The following is a 24,701-nucleotide window of genomic DNA, read 5'->3' as shown; positions in this document are numbered from 1 at the left end:
GCCAAGTGGGGAACGCCGGTGACCGCAGCCAACGGGGCACCCGGCGCCGGTGCGGGCGTCGACCGGGGGTCCAGGGGGCGGAGCCCCCTGGTCACGGTGCCGCCGGTGCCGAGTTCTTCGTGTCCTGGGGGCTCGCCCCCGCGTCGTCCCCGGACGTCGCCCACCATGTGCCCAACCCGACCGCAGCCACCAGCACCACCGCCCCCGCCCCCAGCGCCAACCGCCTCCGCCGCGCGGCGACCCTGTGCCGGGCGGAGCCGGGGCGCGGTGCGCCGGCGGCCCGCGGGACCCGTGCCGTCCCCCGCGCGCCTCCGGCCAGCTCATCGGGTCCCGGCACCCTCATCGACGTGTGCGTGTCCCGGTTGGAGTCGGCCGGCTTCGCCCCCGGCACCAGCGGCACCGCTCCCCGCCATACCGACGCCGAGGGCGCCGCCTCCTGGGACGGGGCCTCCCGCTCCTCCTCCGCCGGCTCCACGTCCGGCTCGTCCACGTCCAGCGGCGGCATCCCCGCCAGCGCCGGCAGCTGCTCCCGCAGCCGTGCCGCCAGCTCGGACGCCCGCAGCCGCGAGGCCGGCGCCTTCGCGAGGCACTGCACGATCAGCTGCCACAGCTCGTCGGGGATCCCGGGCAGCGGCGCGACCGTCTCCGTGACATGCCTGCGCAGCACCGCCCCCGGATGACCGCCGCCGAACGGTGTGAAGCCGGCCAGCAGCTCGTACAGGACCGTGGCCAGTGCGTAGATGTCCACCGCCGCCCGGGGCGGCAGGCCCTCCACGATCTCCGGCGCGAGATAGTCCGGCGTGCCGATGATCTTCGTGGCGCGGGTCCGCCGCGGCGTGTCGATGAGCTTGGCCACTCCGAAGTCCGTCAGGAGCGCCCGGTGCGAGCCGCCCGGGCCCAGCGGGCCCTGCATGTCCAGGAGCACGTTCTCCGGCTTCACGTCCCGGTGTACGACCCCGGCGGCGTGCGCGGCGGCCAGTCCGTCGGCGACGTCGGCCACGATCGCCACCGCGGCCTCGGGGGAGAGCCGCCGCTCGCGGTCGAGGCGGGTGCGCAGGTCGGTGCCGCGGACCAGGTCCATGACCAGCGCGAGGTCGTTCCCGTCGACCACGAGATCGCGGACGGACACGACGTTCGGGTGCTCGAGGCCGAGCAGCGCCGTGCGCTCCTGCACGAAGCGGCCCACGAGCTCCTCGTCGGAGGCGAGGTCCTCGCGCAGCAACTTGACGGCGACGGGTCCGTCCGGCCCCTCGCCCAGCCACACCGTGCCGGCGCTGCCCCGCCCCAGGATCTGGTGGGCGGCGTACCGGCTGCCGATCTTCCGTGCCAAGGCTGCTCCTACAGACGCGTGTTGTCGCTAAAGCTACGCGCCCGAAGAGCCAACCTTCACCGCGGAGACGGAAATCACCCGCCAGGTGTCGACAAATCCCCAAACTCGCGAGCGTCGGGGCGACGGGGCGACGGACTCAGTTGGTGCCGCCGGTGCCTCCGCCCGTGCCTCCCGAGCTCCCGCCCAGCTCCCCGATCCACCCGCTCACCTTCTCGAACAGGTCACCGATCTGCTCCCAGTAGCTCTTGCCCGTGCCGATCCACTCCTGCAGCGGGCTCAGCTCCCAGATCAGCCATCCCGCGACGAACAGGATGACGATCGTGAACAGGCAGCCCTTCAGGCAGCCGAGCCCGGGGATCTTCATCGGGTTGGCGCTGCGCTGCCGGGGCTGCCGGGGCTCCGGCGCGGGCCGCTGCGGACGCTGCTGCTGGGGCGGCGGGGCGTACCGCTGGGGCTGCTGGTGCTGCGGAGGGGTGTACTGCTGCGGTTGTTGCTGCTGGCCGTAGCCGGGCTGCGGCCGCTGCTGTGCGGGCCGCTGCGGCTGCTGCTGCGGCCGGGCGACCTGCCGCTGGGGGCGGCGGCGCAGCGGGTCCTGGCTGGGGTCGAGGTACTGCTGGACCTGCGTCTGCTCGTTGCGGTCCCGCGCGGCCCGCAGCTGGGTCTGCCACGGGTGCGGCTGCTCAGGCTGCCCGGGCTGCTGCCCCGGCTGGTGCTGCGGCATCGAGGGCATCACGGCCGTCGGGTCGGCGGCGCCGCGGTTCGGCAGTACGGCGGTGGGGTCGGCGGCGCCGGCCGGGCCCCCGGTGTGGGGCAGGACGCTGGTCGCCGCGTTCGGGTCGTACGCCCCCGCGGGCGCCCCGTGCGGCAGCACCTGCGTGGGATCGGCGGCCCCGGGGACGCCCGGTACGGCCGCGGGTGCCGGGTCGGGGGCGAGAAGGGCCCCGACACCCTCCGCGGCGGCGATCTGCGCGGAGTTCGCGTGCACGCCGATGCCCTCGGCGACGACGCGCAGGCCGCGTGCGAGGTTCTCGGCGCTGGGCCGGTCCTCGGGGTTCTTGCGCAGACAGCGCTCTATGACCGTCCAGAGGGGGTCGGGGACCGTGGACGGGCGGCGCGGTTCGGCGCTCAGATGCTGGTGCAGGACCTCGAGGGCGGAGCCGCCGCCGAACGGGGGGCGGCCGGTGACCAGCTCGTACAGCAGGATTCCGGCGCCGTAGATGTCGACGGCGGAGGTCTGCGGGCGGCCCTCGGCGGACTCGGGCGCGACGTACGCGGGTGTGCCGACGAACTCGTGGGTGCGGGTCAGGCCCGGGGAGTCGGCGAGGCGCGCGATGCCGAAGTCGGTCAGCATCGGGTGCATCTGGCCGCCGTTCTGCTGGAGCAGGACGTTGGCCGGCTTCAGGTCGCGGTGCACGACGCCGTCGGCGTGGCTCGCGGCGAGCGCGTCGGCGATCTGGGCGGTGAGCAGTGCGGCGCCGACGGGGCTGAAGGGGCCGTTCTCGCGCAGGTAGCGGTGCAGGTCGGGGCCGTCGACGAGGTCCATGACCAGTGCCAGCAGTTCGCCCTCGACGACCAGGTCACGGACCCGGACGATGTTCGGATGGGTCAGGCGGAGCAGGACGGACCGCTCGCGCAGGAACCGCATCACGATGTCGGGGTCGCTCGCGAGCTCCTCCTTGAGGACCTTGATCGCGACGGTCTCGCCCGGCCGGCCGGCCACGGCCGCCTCGTCGCCCGCGGTTTCTCGCTGGCGGGCTCGCCAGACGGTCCCCGTGGCGCCGCGGCCGAGCGGCTCCTCGAGGAAGTACTTGCTGCCTACCGGCCGCACGTCATGCGCTCCCTGTTGCTTGCTTGCCTGGTCCGTACACCGGTTCCGTTCGGGCTTTCCGGTGTGCTACGTGTGTTCCGACCCACTGTAGTGCCGCTCGTACGTGGGACCGGGCTGTCGTCGCTGTGCTGTTCCCGTGCTCGGCGCCGGGTTCCACACAGGCGACTTACGTACGCGTTCCCGTACATGTTCGAAGGAAAGACGCTCGACCCGGTTCCGTTGGTTGCCGGAGGCGGACGTGACCGATCTCAAGTGATCGTCAGTGATGCACTGGGCAGGCACTTTTGGGGGCAGAGCCGACCAATCAAGATCACTTGAGGCCGGGTGGCGGGCGCGTTGTCAGTGGCAGGTGCGAGGATGCTGGCAGTACTGGCCGACGTGCTCGTGTGCGGTGGGGGAAGTCCGCGGTGGGGGACCGTGGCACAGCCTCGTCCTCGCCTCGCGGGCGCCCGCGCAGAAGGGACCGCTGACGGCGATGCAGATCCGGCTGACCGTCGTAGACCCGCTGGGCCCGCCCCCCGGGCCGCGGGGCCGAGCCGCGAGCTGCGACGTGCTGGTCACGGCGCCCGCGGGCACGGCGCTGGCCGCGGTGGCGTCGGCCCTGGCCTCGGCGGTCTCCGGCGACGGGGGCGCGGCGGCGTCCGGGAGCGGACAGGCCGTGCTGTACGCCGGGGCCGAGCGCCTCGACACCCAGCGCTGCACGCTCGGCGAGCCCCCACTGACAGACGGCGCGATGCTGTCCCTGGGCGCCCCGGCAGACCCCGAGCCGCATCCCGAGGTCGACGACGCCCCGGCCCAGCTCCATGTGGTCGCGGGACCCGACGCGGGCGGCGTTCATCTGCTGCACGGCGGGCAGGTCCACGTCGGCCGCTCCGCCGACGCCGACATCCCGCTCGACGACCCGGACGTCTCGCGGCTGCACTGCGCGGTGACCCTGTCCCCCGACGGCCGCGTGTCCGTCGCCGACCTCGGCTCCACCAACGGCACGACCCTCGACGGGGCCCGCGTGCCCGCCCGCCCGGTCCGCTTCGCCCCGGGCTCCCTGCTCCGCATCGGCGAGTCGGCCCTGCGGCTGGCCCCGCCCGGTGGGCCCGGAGCCCGGGTGGCGACGGCACCGGACGGTGAGGGGCATGTGCGGATGGCCGGCGGAGGAGCGTCCGGTGAGGCGGACGGCGCGGGGTCCGGCCCGGGCGTCCGCGGCACCGCGCACACGCGCGCGCAGACCGAGGGAAACAGCGCCGCGGACACGACCGGGAGCGCCGCGGATGCCGCTCACGCGCGCGTGCCGGGCGGCGAGGGTGCGCACGCCGGGGAAACGGGTCACGGCTACGGGACGTCGGCCTGGAGCGGCTCGGATGCCGAGCCGGATGCCCGGGCGCACGCCGCGGGCGAAGCGCCCGTGGTGCCGGGCCAGGGCGGCGCACCGCGCATCGAGAGTCACGACGACGCGGGGACCCGTACGGCGGGCTCGGGCGGGGCGCAGACCGTGGCGCCCGGCACGCGTGCCCCCGGCAGCACATCGGGACCGGCCCCGGCCATGGGCGTCGAGGGCACCAAGGACATCGGGGACACCCATGCCGGCCGGACAGGGATCGGCCCGCTCGACGACCCGCCCACCGCTCGTGGCCCGCACGGCTCCACCCCCTACGACGAGGGCGGCACGGCGCAGGCACGCGAAACCGGCCGCCGTAAGGGAACCCCCCTCCGGGGCACCGACGTACCACCGGGCGTGCGCAGGCGGGGCGGGCTCTCGGCGTGGGCCCGGCGGCTGGCCGGCGGGCGCGGCGGCACACAGGACACGACCGCGCGCGAGGAGTACGACGAGGAGGCGGCCGGTGCGACCGAGGAGCCGTCGGCCGTCGCCTCCCCACTGCCCGAGACCTGGCCCGACCCGGCGGCGCTGCTGCTCGCGGCGCTGGGCCCCGGGCCCCGGCTGTGGGAGCGTGGCCCGGACCATCCGGAGGCGCTCACGGTCCGGCTCGGCACCACCGACCGGACGGCGCCCGACGGCTCGGGGCTGCTGCCCGCGGTCCCGGTGACCACCGACCTGCGCGAGGCCGGGGCGCTCGGCCTGGCGGGACCGCGTACGCGTCTTGCCGGTCTGGCCCGCGCGGTGCTGGCCCAGCTTGCCGCGCTGCATTCCCCGGAGAGCCTGGAAATCGTCCTGATCAGCACGGACCGCTCCCGCTCCGCCGAGGAACGCACCGCCGAGTGGGCGTGGCTGGGCTGGCTCCCCCATCTGCGTCCGGGCCACGGCCAGGACTGCCGTCTGCTGCTCGCCTACGACCGCGAACAGGCCGCGGCGCGCACCGGCGAACTGCTCCGACGCCTGGAGGACCACCTCACGGAGAACGCCGCCGGCACACCGGGCACGCGGATATCCGGCGCCCCCAGCCGAGGCACCTCCGCCGGCGGCCCGCGCGGCGCCACCCGGCGCCCCTCCTGGGCGCTCGCGGACGACGACGGGACCGACGCGACGGACGGCGGCTTCCCGGGGCCGTACACCGTGGTGGTCGTCGACGGCGACCCCGGCGGCGCCGATCTGCGCAAGGCCACGGCGCGGCTGGCGCTGGAGGGACCGCGCGCCGGAATACACGTCGTGTGCCTCGCCGAGACGGCGCCCGCCTCGCCCGCGTCCCCGGTGACCGACACGTACGAAGCGGCCTGTGCCGCATCGCCCACCTTCCGGGAGTGCGGTGCCGTCGCGCTGCTCAGCGGGGACGTGGCGACGGCTCTGCGGCTGCTGCGGGTAGCGCGGGCCGGGGCGGAGCAGCAGCACACGCCGGACCACGACCCGGACCGCACCACGACGCGCTCCGGCCCCGTGGGTCACGGCACCGTCGCCGTCGTGGACGCCGTTTCCCTCGCCTGGGCCGAGCGGTTCGCGCGGGCGCTGGCGCCGCTGCGTACGGACGCGGTGGCCGCCGAGCGGCACACACGCGTGTCCGCACCGCTGCCGCAGGCGGCGCGGCTCCTCGACGAGCTGGGGCTGGCCCGGGCCACGCCCGCCTCCCTGATGGCGAGGTGGGCGGACGCGGCCGATGACAAGGAGGCGCTCGGCGGGCGGGCGCGTGCCGTGCTCGGGGCGGGGCCGCGCGGGCCGGTCGTCGTGGATCTCGTGACCGAGGGGCCGCATCTGCTGATCGAGGGCCCGGCGGGCAGCGGTCGTACGGAGCTGCTGCGCGCGGTCGTGGCCTCCCTGGCCGCCGCCGAGCGGCCCGACCGGCTGGCCGTCGTCCTGATGGACGGCCGGGACAGCGTGGGTGCCGGCGGCGGTCACGGCGAGGGGCTGCGGATCTGTACCGACGTACCGCACGTCACCACGCACCTCACCGCCAACGACCCCGTCCGTATGCGGGAGTTCGCCCAGTCGCTGAGCGCCGAGCTCAAGCGGCGCACCGAGTTGCTGGGTCGGTCCGACTTCGCCGACTGGCACACCCACCGTGAGGTGTCGGGCCGGATGGTCGCGCAGCGCGGTGCGTCCAGGACGGCGGGAGCGACCGGGGCGAGCGGGGCCACCGCGCCCGTCGGTGCCGGGGATCTCGAGGGGTCGTCCAGTTCCACTCTGCATTTGCGGACCTCGGCGGCCGCCCGTCGGCAGACGGAGGCCGCACCGCCGTTGCCCCGGCTGGTGGTGGTCGTGGACGACCTGGACGCGCTGGTCTCGCCCCCTCTGGGTTCGCCCGGGCGGCCCGCGGCCGGATCCGTGATGCGGGCACTGGAGTCGGTGGCCCGGGACGGGGAGCGGCTCGGGGTGCACCTGGTGGCGGCGGCCGGGGCCGGGGGGCGTACGGCGGAGTCGGAGCCGGCCCGGCGGGCTTCGTCGCGGGTCACGCTCGACGCGGCGGAGGCCGGAGCGGACGAACCGGCGGTGGGCCGGGGCCGCCTCGCCCACGCCGACGGGCGGGTCACGCCCTTCCAGGGCGGGCGGGTCACCGGGCGGATTCCGCGGACGGCGACGCTGCGGCCGACGGTGGTGCCGCTGGACTGGCAGCGGATGGGGGATCCGCCGGCGCGGCGGCCGGTGCGGGAGCTGGGGAACGGGCCTACGGATCTGGCGCTGCTGGCGAGTGCGCTGGAGCGGGCGGCGCGGGAAGTGGCGGCTGCGGAGGTGCCGTCGCTGTTGTAGCGACGGGCTCCGCTCCTTCGACCCGCCAGGGGGCTCCGTCCCCTGGACCTCTGGACCCCCGGGCCTGTGCCCACCCAACACTCGACTCGGTCGGACAAGAGGCACCCTCGCCCCGGTGGCTTCGCCCCGGACTCCCAACGGCCTAAAACTCCTCGGCCGGTCCAGACCCGCGCCCACTAGTCACGACGCGGTCACGATCACCCGGTTGACACAGCACGCGGTCTTGCCGACCAAGAGCACCCGGCGTAGACCGGAGCCACGGGACAGCGCTCGACGTTCGACGAGGAACGGAGAACGGGGCAGTCATGCGCAGCACGAGCAGCACATACCGGACACGCAGGGCCGTGAGGACGGCAGCCGCCCTCCTCACGGGAGCCCTCGCACTCTCCCTCACCGCATGCGGCGGTGACGACGACAAGAGCAGTGGCGGCGGAAGCACCCCCACGCAGACCGGCACCACCCTCACCCTCCCCAAGCTCAACGGCACGACTCTCGAGGTGGCGGCCGTCTGGACGGGACCGGAACAGGAAAACTTCAAGAAGGTTCTCGCGGAGTTCGAGAAGCGCACCGGCGCCAAGGTGACCTTCGTGCCCGCGCAGGACCCCATCATCAACTTCCTCGGCTCGAAGATCGCGGGCGGCCAGCCGCCGGACATCGCGATGCTCCCGCAGCCCGGCGCCATCAAACAGGCCGTCGACAAGAAGTGGGCCAAGTCCCTGGGCGCCGAGGCGAAGGCCGAACTCGCCAAGAACTACTCGCAGGGCTGGCAGGACATCGGAGCGGTCAACGGCACGCAGTACGGCGTCTACTACAAGGCCGCGAACAAGTCCCTGATCTGGTACAACGCCAAGGTCTTCGAGAACGCGGGGGCGAGTGAGCCCAAGACCTGGCAGGAGCTGCTCACCACCGCCCAGACGGTCTACGACTCCGGTGTGACGCCGTTCTCCATCCCCGGCGCGGACGGCTGGCCGCTGACCGACTGGTTCGAGAACGTCTACCTCTCCCAGGCGGGTCCGGAGAAGTACGACCAGCTCGCCCAGCACAAGATCAAGTGGACGGACCCGTCCGTGAAGGAGGCGCTGACCACCCTCGCGCAGATCTGGGGCAAGAAGGACTACATCGCGGGCGGCCCGGACGGCGCGCTGCAGACCGAGTTCCCTGCCTCCGTCACGCAGACCTTCACCGGCGGCGACCAGCCGAAGGCGGCCATGGTCTACGAGGGCGACTTCGTACAGGTCAACATCGCGCAGACGGACGCGAAGGTGGGCACGGACGCGAAGGTGTTCCCGTTCCCGGCCGTGGGCGACACCGCACCCGTCGTCAGCGGCGGCGACGCGGCCGTCATCCTGAAGGACTCCGAGGGAGCGCAGGCGCTCGCCACGTTCCTGGCCTCGCCCGACGCGGCGACCATCCAGGCCAAGCTCGGCGGGTACCTCTCGCCGAACAAGAACGTGCCGAACTCCGCGTACCCGAACGAGGTCCAGCAGAAGATCGCCAAGTCGCTCATCGCGGCCGGTGACGACTTCCGCTTCGACATGTCCGACCAGGCACCGCAGGCCTTCGGCGGCACGCCCGGCAAGGGCGAGTGGAAGGACCTCCAGGACTTCCTGAAGAACCCCACGAACGTGGCGGGGACGCAGGCGAAACTGGAGGCGGACGCGGCGCAGGCGTACGGGAGCTGATCCGGCCATGGCGTCGGACGCGGCGGCAGGGGCCCCTCCGGCCCCTGCCGCTCCTCGCAGTCGCAAGAGCGTGACCGGCACCCGCAGGACCGTCGCAGCTCTCTTCCTGCTGCCCGCCCTGGTGCTGCTCGGCGCGCTCGTGGTCTACCCGATCGGGTACTCGCTCGTCCGCAGCTTCCAAGACCAGTCCGGCAACGGGTTCGCCGGCTTCGACAACTACAAGACCCTGTTCACCGACGAAGGCATCCGCACCGCCCTGAAGAACAACGTCATCTGGGTGGTGTTCGCGCCGACGATCGCGACCGCGCTCGGCCTGATCTTCGCGGTACTGACCGAACGGGTCCGCTGGGGCACGGCGTTCAAGCTGGTCGTCTTCATGCCGATGGCGATCTCGATGCTGGCGGCCGGCATCATCTTCCGGCTCGTCTACGACCAGGACCCGGACAAGGGTGTCGCGAACGCCGTGTGGGTCGGCGTCCACGACACCTTCGCCCCGTCCTCCGCCTTCCCGAAGGCGCACCCGGGCCGGGACTCGCCCCTGGAGGCCCAGGGCGGCGGCTTCGTCACCAAGGCGACGGTCCGCACGGGCGAGACCGTCACCCTGCCCCTCGTCGGTGTCGCGCCCGAGCAGATGCCCGACAGCGCGAAGCAGGCCGTGGCGGCGAAGGCCGACCCGGGGAAGATCACCGGTACGACCTGGCAGGACTTCACCCGCGGCAAGGGCGTCGGCAAGCTCGGCGCGCCCGATCAGTCCGAGCTGGGCTATGCCGGGATGAGGATCGAGGCGGTCAAGGACGGCAAGGTGGTGGCGTCGACGAAGGCCGCCGACGACGGCACCTTCACCCTGCCCGCCGAGGCGGACGGGGCTTCGCTGCGGCTGCCCGCGAGCAACTTCAAGGAGCCGTACAACGGTGTGGACTGGCTGGGCCCGTCGCTGGTCACGCCGGCCATCATCGGCTCGTACATCTGGATGTGGGCGGGCTTCGCGATGGTGCTGATCGCGGCCGGACTCGCGGGTATGCCCCGGGAGCTCCTGGAGGCGGCGCGGGTCGACGGCGCCAACGAGTGGCAGGTGTTCAGACGGGTCACCGTCCCCCTCCTCGCCCCCGTTCTCGCCGTGGTCGTCGTCACGCTGATGATCAATGTGCTGAAGATCTTCGACCTGGTCTTCATCATCGCCCCGGGTTCCTCCCAGGACGACGCGAACGTGCTCGCCCTGGAGCTGTACCGCAAGGGCTTCGCCGAGGACCAGCCGGGCATCGCGAGCGCGATCGCGGTGTTCCTGCTGCTGCTGGTGATCCCTGTGATGTGGTTCAACGTCCGCAGGCTGAGGCGGGAGGTCAGGCGATGACGACGCACGCCGGAAGTCTCGGGAAGACGACCGGGCCCGCCACGGCCGCCGGGGCGAAGCGGTCGCTGGGGGCACGGCTGGCCGAAGGGGTCAGCGGCGGTGTGCTCCGTGTGTTCCTCATCGTCGTGGGCCTGTTCTGGCTGGTGCCGACCATCGGTCTGCTGCTGTCCTCGCTGCGTCCGCCGGAGGAGATGAGCGCGAGCGGCTGGTGGAAGGTCTTCAGCGAGCCCTCCCAACTCACCTTCGACAGCTACCAGAAGCTCCTCGAGAACAGCGACATCACCAACTCCCTCGTCAACACCGTGCTGATCACGGTGCCGGCGACGATCCTGGTGGTGGCCGTCGGCTCGCTGGCGGGCTACGCGTTCGCGTGGATGGAGTTCCCGGGCCGTGACTGGTGGTTCCTGGCCGTGGTCGGGCTGCTGGTCGTGCCCGTGCAGGTGGCGCTGATCCCGATCGCCGAACTGTTCGGCAAGCTGGGGCTGTTCGGCACGATCTTCGGCGTGATCCTCTTCCACACGGGCTTCGGCCTGCCCTTCGCGGTGTTCCTGCTGCGGAACTTCTTCGCGGAGATCCCCCGGGAGCTGCTGGAGGCGGCACGGCTCGACGGCGCCGGTGAACTGCGGCTGTTCGTCCGGGTCGTGATGCCGCTGGCCGGGCCCGCGATCGCGAGTCTGGCCATCTTCCAGTTCCTGTGGGTGTGGAACGACATGCTGGTCGCGCTGGTGTTCACCAACGCCGACAGCCAGCCGATCACGGTCGCCCTGCAGACGCAGGTACGGCAGTTCGGCAACAACATCGACGTCCTGGCACCGGGCGCGTTCATCTCCATGGTGATCCCGCTGGCCGTGTTCTTCGCGTTCCAGCGGCAGTTCGTGTCCGGCGTGATGGCGGGCGCGGTGAAGTGACCTTCGGCGACTGGTGAAACGCGGGCCAGGACAACCGGATCCGGGGGCGGGACGTCACTGTCCCGCCCCTTCCCGTTCACGCGCAATCCCCCGGATGCCGTACGAACCGTAACCAAATCACTCCATCGGCCGTTCCCGGGCAGAACGCCCGCGTACCGGGCAGAACCCCCGCGCCGACCCATGGATGTCCCTTGCCCAGGTTCAGTGTCATCGTCCCCGCGTACAAGGTTCAGGCGTATCTGCACGAGTGCCTCGAATCGGTGCTCTCCCAGTCGTATCCGGATCTGGAACTGATCGCGGTCGACGACTGCTCGCCGGACGCCTGCGGGGAGATCATCGACGAGTTCGCGGCCCGCGATCCCCGCGTACTCCCCCTGCACCTGCCGGAGAACGCCGGCCTGGGCCCCGCCCGCAACGCCGGCATGACCCTGGCGACGGGCGACTACCTGCTCTTCCTGGACTCCGACGACACCCTCACGCCCGACGCTCTCCTCGCGATCGCCGACCGGCTGAAGGAGACGGACGAACCGGACGTCCTGGTCTACGACTACGCGCGCACGTACTGGTCGGGCGAGGCCGAGCGCAACCATGCCGCGGGACAGCTCGCCGAGCGGGGCCCGGCCCCGTTCCGTCTGGAGGACCGGCCGGGACTGCTCAGGGTCCTGATGGTGGCCTGGAACAAGGCGTACCGGCGGGAGTTCGTCGAGCGCCAGGGCCTGGCCTTCCCGCCCGGCTACTACGAGGACACGCCCTGGACCTACCCCCTCCTGATGGCCGCGGAGTCGATCGCCACCCTCGACCGGGTCTGCGTCCACTACCGGCAGCGCCGCCAGGGCAGCATCCTGGGCACCACCAGCCGCCGGCACTTCGACGTCTTCGAGCAGTACGACCGGGTCTTCGCGTTCGTCGAGGAGCGCCCCGAACTCGCGCACTGGCGGCCGGTGTTGTTCCGCCGCATGGTCGACCACCTCTCGACGGTCTTCACCCGGCGGGGCCGTCTCCCGCGCGGCACGCACGCCGAGTTCCTGCGCAGGGCCCGCGCCCACTACCGCCGTTACCGCTCCCCGGGCGCCCCCGTCCCGCTGCGCACCCGTCTGCGCCACACACTCGTCCACCTGGGCCTGCACCGCACCTACCGGGCGCTCCAGCTGGCGATGTCCGTGCGCCGCCGCACGCTCAAGGGCGCCAGGAAGCTCGCACGGGCCGTGCGGGCGGCGGCACTCCAGCTGCACTACCGCCTCCAGCTGCGCCTCCCGCTGCGTGCCGACCGTGCCGTCTTCAGCGCCTACTGGGGCCGCGGCCACGGCTGCAACCCGGGCGCCCTGGAGGAGGCGTTCCGCACGCACGCCCCGCACGTCCGCACCGCGTGGATCGCCCGCCCCGAGCACCACCACACGATCCCGCCCGGCACCCGCCGCCTCAGCCCCGGCACGGCCGCCTACTGGTCGGCGCTCGCCCGCTCCAAGTACCTGGTCAACAACGTCAACTTCGACCGCCGCCTGGTCAAGCGCCGCGGGCAGGTCTTCGTCCAGACCCAGCACGGCACCCCTCTCAAGCACATGGGCCTGGACCTGCGGGAACGCCCGGCGGCCGCCCGCGACATGGACTTCGAGGAACTCCTCAGGGGCGTCGACAAATGGGACTACGTCCTGTCCGCCAACCGCCACACCACCCTGACCTGGGAACGCGTCTACCCCGGCCGCTACACCACGCTCCCCTACGGCTATCCGCGCAACGACGTCCTCCTGCGGGCGACACCGGCGGACGTGTCCCGGCTGCGCGAGACGCTCGGCATCCCGCAGGACTGTGTCGCGGTCCTGTACGCGCCGACCCACCGCGACTACCGCCGCACCCAGCAGACCACCCTCGACCTGGCCCGCGTCCTGCGCCGCCTGGGACCGCGCTTCATGATCCTGGCCCGCGCCCACTACTGGCAGGACGGCCCGCTCGCCCGGGGCACCCGGATCATCGACGTCTCCGGTCATCCGAGCGTGGAGTCCCTGTGTCTGGCCTCGGACGCGCTGGTCACCGACTACTCGTCGATCATGTTCGACTACGCCAACCTCGACCGGCCGATCGTGATCCACGCCGACGACCGCGAGGTGTACGAGGCGGCCCGCGGCACCTACTTCGACCTGCGGTCCTTCTCCCCCGGCCCGGTCACGCACAGCGAGGACGAGCTGATCGACGTCTTCGCGACCGGCCAGTGGCGGGACTCGCGCTCGGCGCGGCTGCGGGCGGCCTTCCGCGAGCGGTTCTGCCCCTACGACGACGGACGCGCCGCCGAGCGGGTCGTACGCCATGTCGTGCTCGGCGAGACCGAGGACCTGCCGCCGCTCGTGCCGCCGGACGAGCGGCGTCCCGCGCCGTCGGCCGCCTCGGCACTCGCGCGCTCCCCGCTCGCCACCGTGCCGCAACCGGCGGGTTCGCTGCCCGTCACCGACTGCCTGTGACGCCGTTGTCCCTTCCGGGAGTTCGTATGCCCCTCAGCACATCGCGGCCCACCCCGACCCGGCCGTCCACCTGCCGGCCGGCGGGGCGCCCCGGCCGCAACCGCACGGCGTGAGCACCAGGACCGCAACAGAGAGATCAGAATGCCCCGCTTCAGCATCATCGTTCCGTCCCACGGGGTCGCGGGCCGGCTGTCCCTGGCGCTGGACTCCGTCCTCGCCCAGTCCTTCGGCGACCTCGAGCTGATCACGGTCTGCGACGCACCCGACTCCCCCGCGGCCGGCGTCGCCTGCGGATACGCCGAGCGGGACTGCCGGGTGACCTCGGTGCACTCGCCGCCGTCGGCCGGACTGGCCGGGGCACGCAACACCGGGATGCGGGCGGCGACCGGCGCCTATCTGCTGTTCCTCGACGGCGACGACACCCTCGCGCCGGGCGCCCTGGCGGCGCTGGACGCACGCCTGGACGAGACCGGCGACGGCGGCGATGTGGATGTTCTGTACTTCGAGCACGAGCGGACGCCCTGGTGGGAGGGCGAACCGGCCAACCCTGCCGCAGCGCTCCTCGCACGAACGCCGAACGGCGCCTTCTCCCCGGAAAGCGCCCCGCAGGTGACCGGCGTGCACCTGCCGGCGTGGAGCGCGGCCTACCGCAGGGCCTTCCTCACCGACCGCGAACTCGTCTTCCCCGGAAACCATTTCACCGACATCGGCTTCGGCGGCCTGGTCACCGTCGCGGCCGAGCGCATGGCGGTGCTGCGCTCCGTCGTCGTACGGCATCTGCTGCGCAGACAGGGCAACCGCCTGAACGCGCCGGGCGAGCACCACGCCGAACTGCTCGACCAGACCGAGCTGGTGCTCACCCGGGCCGCCGAACTGGACCTCCCGAAGGACCGCTCGGGCCCGCTGTTCGAGCAGCTCTTCGCCACCGTTCTCAAGACGGCCGCGCATCCGCGGCGATTGCCCGCACGCAGCCGGCGCGCCTTCTTCGGCAGGGCGGGCAGGCTGTACCGGCACCACCGCCCCGCCGGTTTCCGCGTGCCGGGCGGCAGCCTGGGCGTGCAGCACCGGCTGCTGGCGGCCAGGGCGTACACGGCGTTCCGCGCGCTGCGGGGCGCCAACCAGTCGGCGACCCAGTTGCTCCAGCGCATCCCCCGCCCCCACATGCTGCGCACGCGCCTGTTCTACCGGCGCCGGCTGCTCGGCCGTATCGACCCGAACCTCGCCGTGTACTGCGCGTACTGGGGCCGCGGCTACACCTGCAATCCGGCCGCGATCCACGCCAAGGCACGCGAACTCGCCCCGCACATCCGTTCGGTGTTCCTGGTGGAGGCCGACCAGGCGCACGCCATGCCGAAGGACGTCGACCACGCCGTCATCGGCAGCCGCCGTTACTGGGACGTGCTGGCCCGTGCCAAGTACCTGGTCAACAACGCCAACTTCGCGGAGGGCGTGGTCAAACGCGAGGGCAGCGTGCATCTGCAGACGCAGCACGGCACCCCGCTGAAGAAGATGGGCGTCGACCAGTCGACGTACCCGGTGGTGGCGGCCGCGACCGGCAGTTTCACCAACCTCCTGGGCCGGGTCGACCGCTGGGACTACAACCTGTCCTCCAACAGCCACTCCACCCGGATGTGGGAGCGCGCCTTCCCGGGCTCGTACGAGCAGCTGGAGTACGGCTATCCGCGCAACGACGTGTACTACACGGCGACGGCGCAGGACGTGGCCCGCATCCGGCGGGAGCTGGGCGTCCCCGAGGGCAGGACGGCGGTCCTGTACGCCCCCACCCACCGCGACTACCGGACCGGATTCGACACCGGGCTGGATCTGGAGGCCTTCTGCGAGGCGGCCGGCGAGGACGTGGTGGTGCTGCTGCGCGCCCACTACTTCTACGACCGGGGCGGCCGGGCGAGCAGCGGCCGCGTCATCGACGTCACCGGGCACCGCTGCTCCGAGGACGTCTGCCTGGCCGCGGACGCGCTGGTCACCGACTACTCGTCGATCATGTTCGACTACGCCAACCTCGACCGGCCGATCGTCGTGTACGCCGACGACTGGGAGGTCTACCGGGAGACACGGGGCGTCTACTTCGACCTGATGGAGACGCCGCCCGGCCCGGTGGCCCGCACACCGGAGGAGCTGGCGCGGGTTTTCCGCGACGGCTCGTACGCGGGAGCCGGGTCCGCGGCCGCACGGGCCCGCTTCCGTGAGCGCTTCTGCCAGTTCGACGACGGCCGGGCCGCCGAACGCATCGTGCGCCGCGTGCTGCTCGGCGAGCCCCCGGAGGCGATCCCACCGGTGACCCCGCTCGCGGCACGCGTCCCGGCCCCAGCCGCCGCCCCCCTCGTAAGGAGCTGACGTCAGCAGTGCCCCGCTTCAGCATCATCGTCCCCTGTTTCAAGGTGCAGGGCTTCCTCGCCGAGTGCCTCGACTCGGTCCTGGAGCAGTCGTACCGCGACATCGAGGTGATCGCCGTCGACGACTGCTCGCCGGACGGCTGCGGCGCGATCCTCGACGAGTACGCGGCCCGCGACCCGCGCCTCAAGGCGCTGCACCTGCCGGAGAACGTGGGCCTCGGCCGCGCCCGCAACGCCGGGATGCCCCAGGCGACCGGCGACTACCTCTTCTTCCTCGACAGCGACGACACCCTCACACCCGGCGCGCTGCGCGCCATGGCCGACCGTCTCGACGAGACCCACGACCCGGACGTGCTGGTCTTCGACTACGCGCGCACGTACTGGTGGGGGGGCACGCGGCGCAACGTACTGGCGGACGTCCTCGCCGAGGCCGCCGAGGGCACCTTCACCGTGGCCGAACGCCCGGAGATCCTCGACCTGTTGATGGTGGTGTGGAACAAGGTCTACCGCCGGGAGTTCGTGGGGAAGAACGGGTTCGAGTTCCCGCCGGGCTACTACGAGGACACGCCCTGGACCTTCCCGGTCATGCTCAGCGCCGAGCGGATCGCCACCCTGGACCGGATCTGCCTGAACTACCGGCAGCGCCGGCAGGGCAACATCCTGTCCACCACGAGCCGCAAGCACTTCGACATCCACGACCAGTACGAACGGGTCTTCGCCTTCGTCGACTCCCGCCCGGAGCTGGCGTGCTGGCGGCCCTGTCTGCACCGCAAGATGGGCGAACACTGTCTCGACATCCTCGCCAAGCCGGACCGGCTGCCGCCGTCGGACAAGCGCGAGTTCTTCCGCCGTACGACCGAACTGTTCCGCGAGCACAGGCCCGCGGGCGCCGCGGTGGACGGCGAACTACGGCTGCTCGAGGGCGGTTACGCCGCGTACGTGATGAAACGGCAGGCCGCCCGGGCGGGCCGCGAGGCCGCGCGCCGGGCGCTGGAGGCACGCAGGGCCACGGCAGCGCGGGTCAAGCGGGGCTGGGCCGCGCTGCACGCGCGCGGCACCCTCGACCCCGATCTCGCCCTGTACTCGGCGTTCTCGCACCGCGGAGCGCTGGGCGACCCGGCGGCCGTCCACCGCAAGGCGCGGGAGATCGCCCCGCACATCCGCGGGGTGTGGGTGGTCCGCGGTGAGGAGGAGGCGGCGCTGCTGCCCGACGGGGTCGAGCACGTCCTCCTCGACTCCCTGCGCCACCACCGGCTCGCCGCGCGGGCGAAGTACTTCGTCAACAACGTCAGCTGGCCCGCCACGCCGGTCAAACAGCCCGGCAGCGTGCACATCCACACCCATCAGGGCACCCCGCTGAAGTACATGGCGGCCGACCTGCTGGACAAGCCCGGCGCCCGGCACGGCGTCGACGTACCGCAGATGCTGCGGCGCGCCGACCGCTGGGACTACAGCCTGGTCGCCAACCGGCACTCCGAGCTGGTGTGGGAGCGGGCCTATCCCTGCCACTTCACCTCCGTACGGACGGGGAGCCCGCGCAACGACGTGCTCGTCGACCCGCCGGAGGACGCCGGTGCCGGGTTCCGCGCGCGGCGCGGCATTCCGGCCGGGCACACGGTCGTGCTGTACGCCCCCACCCGCCGCGAGTACGTGCGCGGCGGCCACGTCGACCGCGTCGACCTGGCCCGGTTCGCGCAGGACCTGGGCGAGGGCCGCACCCTCGTCGTCCGTCTGCATCCCACCCTCGCCACCGGCCCGGCCCGCGGACTCGGCCTCACCGATCTGCACCGGCGCGGCGTCCTGGTCGACGCGACGGACGAACTGCACGTCGAGGAGGTCATGCTCGCCTCCGACGTCCTCGTCACCGACTACTCGGCCCTCATGTTCGACTACGCCAACCTGGACCGTCCGATCGTCGTCCACGCCGACGACCGGGCCGCGTACGCGGCGAGCCGGGGCACCTACTTCGACGTCACCGCCGAACCACCGGGCCACGTCTCGCGCTCCCACCGGGAACTGGCGCGGCTGTTCGCCTCCGGGGCGTGGCGGGACGAGGAGTCGGCGCGGCTGCGGTCGGCCTTCCGGGAGCGGTTCTGCGAGTTCGAGGACGGGCGGGCGGCCGAGCGCGTCGTACGGACGCTGATGCTGGGCGAGGACATGCCCCACCCGCGGTCCGCGGTCAGGGTGCCCGGCCCGGCCGCCGGTCACGACCTGCTCGCGTCCTCGTGAGGCCCCGCGGCTGGATGCTGGGCCTGGCCGCGTTGTTCGCCCTGCTCCAGCTCGCGAACGTCACCGGCCGGGACACCCCCGACACCAAGAACTATCTGTCCTACGCGCTGAGCCTGCGCGGCGACGGCAAGCACGAGGCGGCCGCCGCGACCATCGGGTACGCCTGCGCGGGCGAGGCGTCGATCGCGGCCCGCAACCAGAGCGTCGACGTGCTCCACTTCCACGCACCCGACCCGAGGCGACGCGTCATGGCCGAGTGCCGGGCCGCCGAGTGGCGGGTCGTGGGGGCACGGCTGAGGGCGGGTCAGACCGGCGGGCACACCGTGCCGTACATGTCCGAGCGGTTCATGCGGATCTTCGAGGCGCGCCCCGGTTATCCGGTGTTCCTGGTGCCGTTCGTCACCGTGTTCGGCGTGACATGGGGGATGTGGACGGCGAGCGTGGTGATCACGATCATGGGCGGGGTGCTCGCCTTCCTGATCCTGCGGACTCTGCGGGCCCCCACACCCCTGTGCCTGACCGGTCAGGCCCTGTTCTACGTTCTGCCGTGCGGCACGACCGCCATGCGCCCGATGACCGAGGGCCTGCTGCTGACGCTGACGCTGGCGGCGGTGTGGGGCTGCGCGCTGGCGCTGGACGGGCGGGTGCGGGCGGGCGCCTGGCTCGTCGGCGGTTGTCTGGTCGCGCTGTTCACGGTCAAGCACTCGCAGGCGCTGTTCCTCGGGGTGTGCCTGTCCGGTGCGGGAGCGGCGATCGCGGTACGGCGGCGGCGGTCCGCTTCCCGCCACCGGGTCGTGCCGGTCGCGGTGGTGGGGGCCTGCGGTGCCTTCGGGACGCTGCTCGCGGCGAGGCTGCTGCACTACCCGTCCGAGTCGGAGAGCCTGCAGGACCTGCTCACGGCCCACTTCACCCGGCCGGACCGCGCGCGTCCGTGGCCGGAGTTCCTGCATCTTCAGGTCAACTTCTGGGTGGAGTGGCTGCGCCGGCAGCTCTGGGAGCCGCTGTTCCTCACGCTGCTGGCCGCGGGTGCCTGGGGTGCGCTCAGGCGACGGGCGTTCGGCTGCTTCCTGTTCGCGGCCGCGTTCACGGGAATCCTCACCCAGGCCGGGCACCCGGACATCAACATCTGGGGCGAGCGGCTGATCGTCCTGGCGTGGCTGCTGCCCGTCCTCGGACTGCCGCTGCTGCTGGAGCCCGTCGTACGGGGGCGGGTGCCGCTGCCGGCCCAGGACCGCGCCGGACGGGCTCACTCGATGAGGTGAAGCCGGGCAAAGTCGTTGACCCTGGTGGGCATATACGGCCAATGCCCCTTACGCCCTCTTCCGTACGGCTCCGGTGAGCTCCGGCGTCCTGACCGGGCGCTCCGCACGCGGCGCGACCGCGCTGCGCGGTGGCCGCGTCCCGCGTCCCACCCCCTACCAGGTCGCCGGCTTCCTGTTCTGGCTGGTGATGTCGCTGGCGTACTGGCGTGTACCGCTGTGCTGCGACGCGGGCCAGCACGCCGCGGTCGTCGAGCGCCTCAGGGCGAACCTCCTGCACCCACGTCATCCGATGGCCGACCTGCCGGGCGCGGGCAGCCCGTACTACTCGCCCTACGCCGTGGCGCAGGGCGCGTTCGCCCGGCTGACGGGGCTGTCCGGCTGGGACGTGGTGAAGCTCGCCGGCCCGTTCAACCTGGTGGTGCTGCTGACGGGCCTGGGCCGGTTCGTGCGGGTGCTCACGCGTCGACAGTGGGCGCCGGTGCTCGCGCTGGCCTCGATGACCCTGCTGTGGGGCACCGAGCGGGCCTGGTGGAGCGGCTATCTCGGGCTGATGTCGATGACCGGCAACCTCGCCTACCCGTCGGCGTTCGCGATCGGGCTCGCCTTCTGGGCGTGGGCGCTGACGGGGGCACGCGTGCGTGATGTGCGCAGGGTGCGGTTCGTCGGGCCGAGCGGGCTGCGCGGTTTCACCGGGTACGCGGGGCTCGGCGCGCTGTACGGGGTGATCCTGCTGGTCCATCCGATCACGGCCGTGGCGGCGGTGCTCGGGGCCGTGGCCTTCGTGGCCGGATGGCAGCGGGGATGGCGGGGGGCCGTGCTGGCGCGCTGGGGGCTGGCGGGTGCCGTGGCGCTGACCGTCGCCCGGGCATGGCCGTACTTCGACGTGTTCGCGCTCGCCGGGGACGACAGTGTGGACGCCATGCACCGGCGGCTGTACCTGGGCCTGGCCGGGCACTTCTGGCTGGCACTGCTCGGACTGCCGGCACTCTGGCTGCGGGCACGGAGGTCGTCTCGGCGTGACCCACTGGTGCTGATGTTCGCCCTGGACTGCCTGGTGGTGACGTACGGCTGGATCAGCGGCCACTACACCTACGGCAGGATCCTCGGGCTGACACTGGTGCCCCTCCAGTTCGCCCTGGCGGTGGAAATGGCGGCGCCCCGGCCGTGGGGCGCGGGGCGGCGCGTGCTGGGCGGGGTCGCGGCGGCCGGGGCATTCCTGGGCTTCCTCACGGTCCAGGCGGGGGCGGTCGTGCCCCGCTCGCTGGATCCGGTCGGCTTCGGGCAGCCGCCGCGCTGGCCGACGTACGAGTGGGCCGCGCGGCACATCCGGCCCGGCGAGGTCGTGATCACCGAGGGCTACTACTCCGTCCACGCGATCGCGGGCTACGGGCCGAACCTCGCCGCGCCCGCCTGGCCCGACGCGGCCCTCGACGAGCGGGAGCGGCTGCGGCGCCTGGCGGACGTCCGCGCCTATCTCTCCCCGGCGGCGACCCGCGCCGAGCGCAGCGCCGTCGCCCGCCGGTACCGGGTGCGCTGGCTGCTGCTGACGCGGTGGCACCCGGTACCCCGGGAGGCGGTGGTGGTGGCGTGGAGCCGGCGGACGGGGGAGGTGCTGGCGCGGGTCGGTTGAGCTGCGGTCCTCGCACGCCGCGGTGGGAGCCTTACTCGATGACGAGGTCGACCTCGATGTTGCCGCGGGTGGCGTTGGAGTAGGGGCAGACCTGGTGGGCCTGCTCGACCAGCTTGCGGCCGGTCGCCTCGTCCACGGTGTCGGGCAGCTCGACGCGGAGGGCGACCTTGAGGCCGAAGCCCTCGCCCTGCTTGCCTATGCCGACCTCGGCGGTCACCGCGGCGTCGCTGACGTCCACCTTCGCCTGGCGGCCGACGAGTCCGAGGGCGCTGCCGAAACAGGCGGCGTAACCGGCGGCGAAGAGCTGCTCCGGGTTGGTGCCCTGCCCGTTGCCGCCCAGCTCCACGGGCATGGCCAGCGCGAGGTCGATCTTGCCGTCGGAGGAGACGGCGCGGCCCTCGCGGCCGTGAGTGGCGGTGGCGACAGCGGTGTAGAGCGCGTCCATGGAAAACCATCCCTCTCGAGTCACGTTCCGGCGGCCTGTCCGGCCGCCGCACGGTGCCAAGTAGAGCACACAATTCAATTGGGCACAACTGAATGGCGGGCAGGGGCTACCCTGGAGGCATGACCGCCACCCCGACACCCGCCGCCCCCCAGGACAACGGCGCGGAGAACTGGCTCCGCCTGGACCGCCAGATCTGCTTCTCCCTGCACGCCGCCTCGCGTGCCTTCAACGGCGTCTATCGCGTGATCCTCAAGGACCTCGGGCTCACCTACCCGCAGTACCTGGTGATGATGGTGCTGTGGGAGCAGGGCACCCTGCCCGTCAAGAAGCTCGGCGAGCACCTGCGCCTGGACTCCGGCACGCTCTCGCCGCTGCTCAAGCGCCTGGAGGCGGCCGGCCTCGTACGGCGCGAACGCAGCGCCCGCGACGAGCGCTCGGTGGAGGTGCAGCTGACCGAGGAGGGCGAGGCGCTGCGCGAGAAGGCCCTGGAGGTACCCCGCAGGATCGTCACTGCAACCGGCTTCGACCTCGCCGAGATCGGCGCACTGCGCGAGCGCCTCGACCAACTCACCACGGCGCTGGACTCGGCCGCGCTGGAGGAGACACCCGGCTGCCGATAGGCGGACCGTGGCACCTTTTGTACTATTAACCAACGCTTACTGTTCATTGACGGCGTATCGGAAGGGATATGGCATTCGCGCGGCCTACGATCCGCCGTCATGACACATCGCCGTCCCCTCGCCCTCCTCGCCGCCGGCTGGATCGCCACCCGCGCCCTGATGCTGTGGCTGCTCGCCCACGACGCGCTGCCCCTGCTGGGCCGGGGAGGCGTGGCGCGCGAGGTGTGGAAGCTGTACCACCACTGGTACGGCGTCCTCGCACACGGCGCCTTCCCGGCGCACGACACGCTCTGGCAGTATCCGCCGGGCGCCGGCCCGGTCCTGCTGTCACCCGCGCTGCTGCCCGGTCTGACGTACTTCCAGGCGTTCGTCGCGCTCACCCTCGCCGCCGACGCGGTCATCGCGCTGGCGCTGGCCCGGGCGGGTACACGCACCGGGCGGAGTCTCCTCGGAGCCCTGCTGTGGGTGGGCGGCCTCCCGCTCCTCCTGCACACCCCGCTCGCGCGCTACGACGTGCAGGTCACAGCCCTCGCCGTCATCTCCCTGCTGACGTTGTCGCGCTCCACGCGCGCGTGCGGTGCGCTCGCCGTGCTGGGCGCGCTGGTGAAGGTGTGGCCGGTGCTGGTGCTGCTGGGCACACCGAAGGGGCGGGCGACACGGTCGGCGTGGACGTCGGCGGCGGTGACGGGGACCGGCCTGCTCGCCCTCCTCACGGCCTTGTTCACGAGCCCCTTCGCGTTTCTGCGCCAGCAGGGCGGCCGGGGCGTGCAGATCGAGTCGCTCGGCGGCACGATGCTCTCGCTGGCCACGCACGCCGGCTGGCCGGGGAAGGTCGAGTACCGGTACGGGTCGATGGAGTTCACGGGTCCGTACGTCTCGTCGGTCGCGGACGCGTCGCTGGCCCTCACGGCCGTGGCGTTCGGCCTCCTGCTGCTGTGGCGGATCCGGGCCCGGCGGTGGACGCCCGCGACACCGTACGACGCCGCCCTGGGCGCCGTTCTGCTGTTCACGGTCACGAGCCGGGTGATCAGCCCGCAGTACATGATCTGGCTGCTGGGCCTGGCCGCGGTGTGCCTCACCTCGCGGCACACCACGCAACGCGCCGTGGCCGCGCTGATCGTCGCGGCGACGGCGGTGAGCGCCGTGGCGTATCCGGTGATGTACGACGAGGTCATGGCCTGCACATGGACCGGCTGCGCCCTGATGCTCGTCCGCAACGGCCTGCTGGCGGCGGCGGCCGTGCTGTCCTTCATCCGGTTGTGGCGCTCGGGCATGCCGGCGCCCACGGTCGGTCCGCAGCCGGCGCCCCACCGCATCCCCGGCCGGCCCCTGACCGTCTCCTGAACGGTGTTCGTCTCCCGGGGTACGAAGAGTGACAACCGTGGTACACGCGACATATGGGCCTGCTTCACTGAGAGTGGTGGCGCGCACCACGGGCCAACTGACAAGGGGGACGGCCGCACATGACCTGGCTGATCACCGGCGGGGCCGGTTACATCGGGGCACACGTCGTACGGGCGATGACCGAGGCGGGCGAGAGGGCGGTGGTGTACGACGACCTGTCCACGGGGATCGCGGAGCGCGTGCCGGACGGCGTGCCGTTGGTGACGGGCTCGATCCTCGACGGGGAGCGACTGGCCCGCGCCCTCGCCGAGCACGACGTGACCGGTGTCGTCCATCTGGCGGCGAAGAAGCAGGTGGGCGAGTCGGTGGACCGGCCCCTGCACTACTACCGGGAGAACGTGGAAGGGCTCCGCGTCCTCCTTGAGGCGGTGACGGCGGCCCGGGTCGCCTCCTTCGTGTTCTCCTCCTCCGCGGCCGTGTACGGCATGCCGGACGTGGACCTGGTGCGGGAGGAGACGCCGTGCGTGCCCATGTCGCCGTACGGCGAGACGAAGCTGGCGGGCGAGTGGCTGGTCCGGGCGACCGGCCGGGCGACGGGCCTGTCCACCGCATCCCTCCGCTACTTCAACGTGGCGGGTGCGGCCACTGCGGAACTGGCGGACGTGGGCGTGTTCAACCTGATCCCCATGGTCTTCGAGAAGCTGACCGAGGGCGCGGCCCCGCGCATCTTCGGCGACGACTACCCGACCCCGGACGGCACGTGCGTGCGTGACTACATCCACGTGGTCGACCTGGCGGAGGCCCACCTGACGGCGGCCCGCGCGCTCCGCTCCGCCCCCGGCCACGACCTCACCCTCAACATCGGCCGGGGCGAGGGCGTGTCGGTCCGCGAGATGATCGACATGATCAACGCCGTGACCGGCTACGACCGCCCGCCTGCCGTCACCGCACGCCGCCCCGGCGACCCGGCCCGCGTCGTCGCCTCCGCCGACCGCATCGCCACCGAACTGGGCTGGAAGGCCAAGCACGACGTCCAGGACATGATCACGTCCGCGTGGCAGGGCTGGGTACGCCTCCATCCGGAGGCGGCACGCAGCTAGGACCTGTCCGGCCTTGGCCTGCACGGATGACCGACT

The 24,701-nt window shown here is 72.5% G+C and carries 15 protein-coding genes; 12 read left to right on the top strand and 3 right to left on the bottom strand.

Translation table 11 applies throughout. The annotated features are described in order from the left end of the window. Positions 1 to 91 precede the first annotated feature (91 nt). Positions 92 to 1,330 carry a serine/threonine-protein kinase gene (locus ABZO29_RS26755; protein ID WP_367322725.1) on the bottom strand — a complete coding sequence of 413 codons (1,239 nt, stop codon included), beginning with the start codon at positions 1,328 to 1,330 and terminating at the stop codon, positions 92 to 94. A 136-nt stretch (positions 1,331 to 1,466) separates the two neighbouring features. Further along, entirely contained in the window at positions 1,467 to 3,158 is a 1,692-nt protein-coding gene (locus ABZO29_RS26750) for a serine/threonine-protein kinase (RefSeq protein ID WP_367322724.1), read from the bottom strand. 475 nt (positions 3,159 to 3,633) lie between these two features. Here ABZO29_RS26750 and ABZO29_RS26745 point away from each other — a divergent pair, with 475 nt between their 5' ends. The 9 genes from ABZO29_RS26745 to ABZO29_RS26705 all read left to right on the top strand — a co-directional run bounded on the left by ABZO29_RS26745 (position 3,634) and on the right by ABZO29_RS26705 (position 21,156). Next, a complete protein-coding gene (locus ABZO29_RS26745) occupies positions 3,634 to 7,287 on the top strand; it encodes an FHA domain-containing protein (RefSeq protein ID WP_367326256.1) in 3,654 nt (1,217 codons plus the stop codon). Between the two features lie 305 nt (positions 7,288 to 7,592). Next, positions 7,593 to 8,969, top strand: a complete 1,377-nt coding sequence (locus ABZO29_RS26740) for an ABC transporter substrate-binding protein (protein ID WP_367322723.1) — start codon at positions 7,593 to 7,595, stop codon at positions 8,967 to 8,969. A 7-nt stretch (positions 8,970 to 8,976) separates the two neighbouring features. Further along, on the top strand, positions 8,977 to 10,320 hold the full coding sequence (locus ABZO29_RS26735; protein WP_367322722.1) for a carbohydrate ABC transporter permease: 1,344 nt from the start codon (positions 8,977 to 8,979) through the stop codon (positions 10,318 to 10,320). Continuing rightward, positions 10,317 to 11,228 carry a carbohydrate ABC transporter permease gene (locus ABZO29_RS26730; RefSeq protein ID WP_367322721.1) on the top strand — a complete coding sequence of 304 codons (912 nt, stop codon included), beginning with the start codon at positions 10,317 to 10,319 and terminating at the stop codon, positions 11,226 to 11,228. The genes ABZO29_RS26735 and ABZO29_RS26730 overlap by 4 nt, the downstream gene beginning before the upstream one ends. A gap of 191 nt (positions 11,229 to 11,419) precedes the next feature. Next, on the top strand, positions 11,420 to 13,681 hold the full coding sequence (locus ABZO29_RS26725) for a CDP-glycerol glycerophosphotransferase family protein (protein ID WP_367322720.1): 2,262 nt from the start codon (positions 11,420 to 11,422) through the stop codon (positions 13,679 to 13,681). A 141-nt stretch (positions 13,682 to 13,822) separates the two neighbouring features. Further along, positions 13,823 to 16,036, top strand: coding sequence for a CDP-glycerol glycerophosphotransferase family protein (locus tag ABZO29_RS26720; RefSeq protein WP_367322719.1), 2,214 nt, complete (start codon positions 13,823 to 13,825; stop codon positions 16,034 to 16,036). A gap of 8 nt (positions 16,037 to 16,044) precedes the next feature. Further along, the gene (locus ABZO29_RS26715) at positions 16,045 to 18,264 is read left to right on the top strand and encodes a CDP-glycerol glycerophosphotransferase family protein (protein WP_367322718.1); all 2,220 of its coding nucleotides are present in this window, start codon (positions 16,045 to 16,047) and stop codon (positions 18,262 to 18,264) included. After that, positions 18,261 to 19,526 carry a hypothetical protein gene (locus tag ABZO29_RS26710; protein ID WP_367322717.1) on the top strand — a complete coding sequence of 422 codons (1,266 nt, stop codon included), beginning with the start codon at positions 18,261 to 18,263 and terminating at the stop codon, positions 19,524 to 19,526. Before ABZO29_RS26715 ends, ABZO29_RS26710 begins: the two co-directional genes overlap by 4 nt. Before the next feature lie 73 nt (positions 19,527 to 19,599). Further along, positions 19,600 to 21,156: a hypothetical protein gene (locus ABZO29_RS26705; RefSeq protein WP_367322716.1), complete on the top strand. Its 1,557-nt coding sequence runs from the start codon at positions 19,600 to 19,602 to the stop codon at positions 21,154 to 21,156. Between the two features lie 31 nt (positions 21,157 to 21,187). On the opposite strand, the gene ABZO29_RS26700 is transcribed toward ABZO29_RS26705, so the two are convergent. Next, entirely contained in the window at positions 21,188 to 21,601 is a 414-nt protein-coding gene (locus ABZO29_RS26700; protein ID WP_367322715.1) for an organic hydroperoxide resistance protein, read from the bottom strand. A 119-nt stretch (positions 21,602 to 21,720) separates the two neighbouring features. Here ABZO29_RS26700 and ABZO29_RS26695 point away from each other — a divergent pair, with 119 nt between their 5' ends. The 3 genes from ABZO29_RS26695 (at position 21,721) to galE (ending at position 24,665) form a co-directional block, all read left to right on the top strand. Then, complete coding sequence (locus ABZO29_RS26695) at positions 21,721 to 22,221, top strand: MarR family winged helix-turn-helix transcriptional regulator (protein ID WP_367322714.1); 501 nt, start codon at positions 21,721 to 21,723, stop codon at positions 22,219 to 22,221. Positions 22,222 to 22,320: 99 nt separating this feature from the next. Then, complete coding sequence (locus tag ABZO29_RS26690) at positions 22,321 to 23,565, top strand: glycosyltransferase 87 family protein (protein ID WP_367322713.1); 1,245 nt, start codon at positions 22,321 to 22,323, stop codon at positions 23,563 to 23,565. Positions 23,566 to 23,684: 119 nt separating this feature from the next. Next, a complete protein-coding gene (galE, locus tag ABZO29_RS26685; protein WP_367322712.1) occupies positions 23,685 to 24,665 on the top strand; it encodes a UDP-glucose 4-epimerase GalE in 981 nt (326 codons plus the stop codon). Positions 24,666 to 24,701: the final 36 nt, after the last annotated feature.

The organism is Streptomyces sp. HUAS ZL42 (genome assembly GCF_040782645.1).
Lineage (GTDB): Bacteria > Actinomycetota > Actinomycetes > Streptomycetales > Streptomycetaceae > Streptomyces.
Note: the sequence above shows the minus strand (reverse complement) of the source record. Positions and strands in the feature narration are given on the sequence as shown.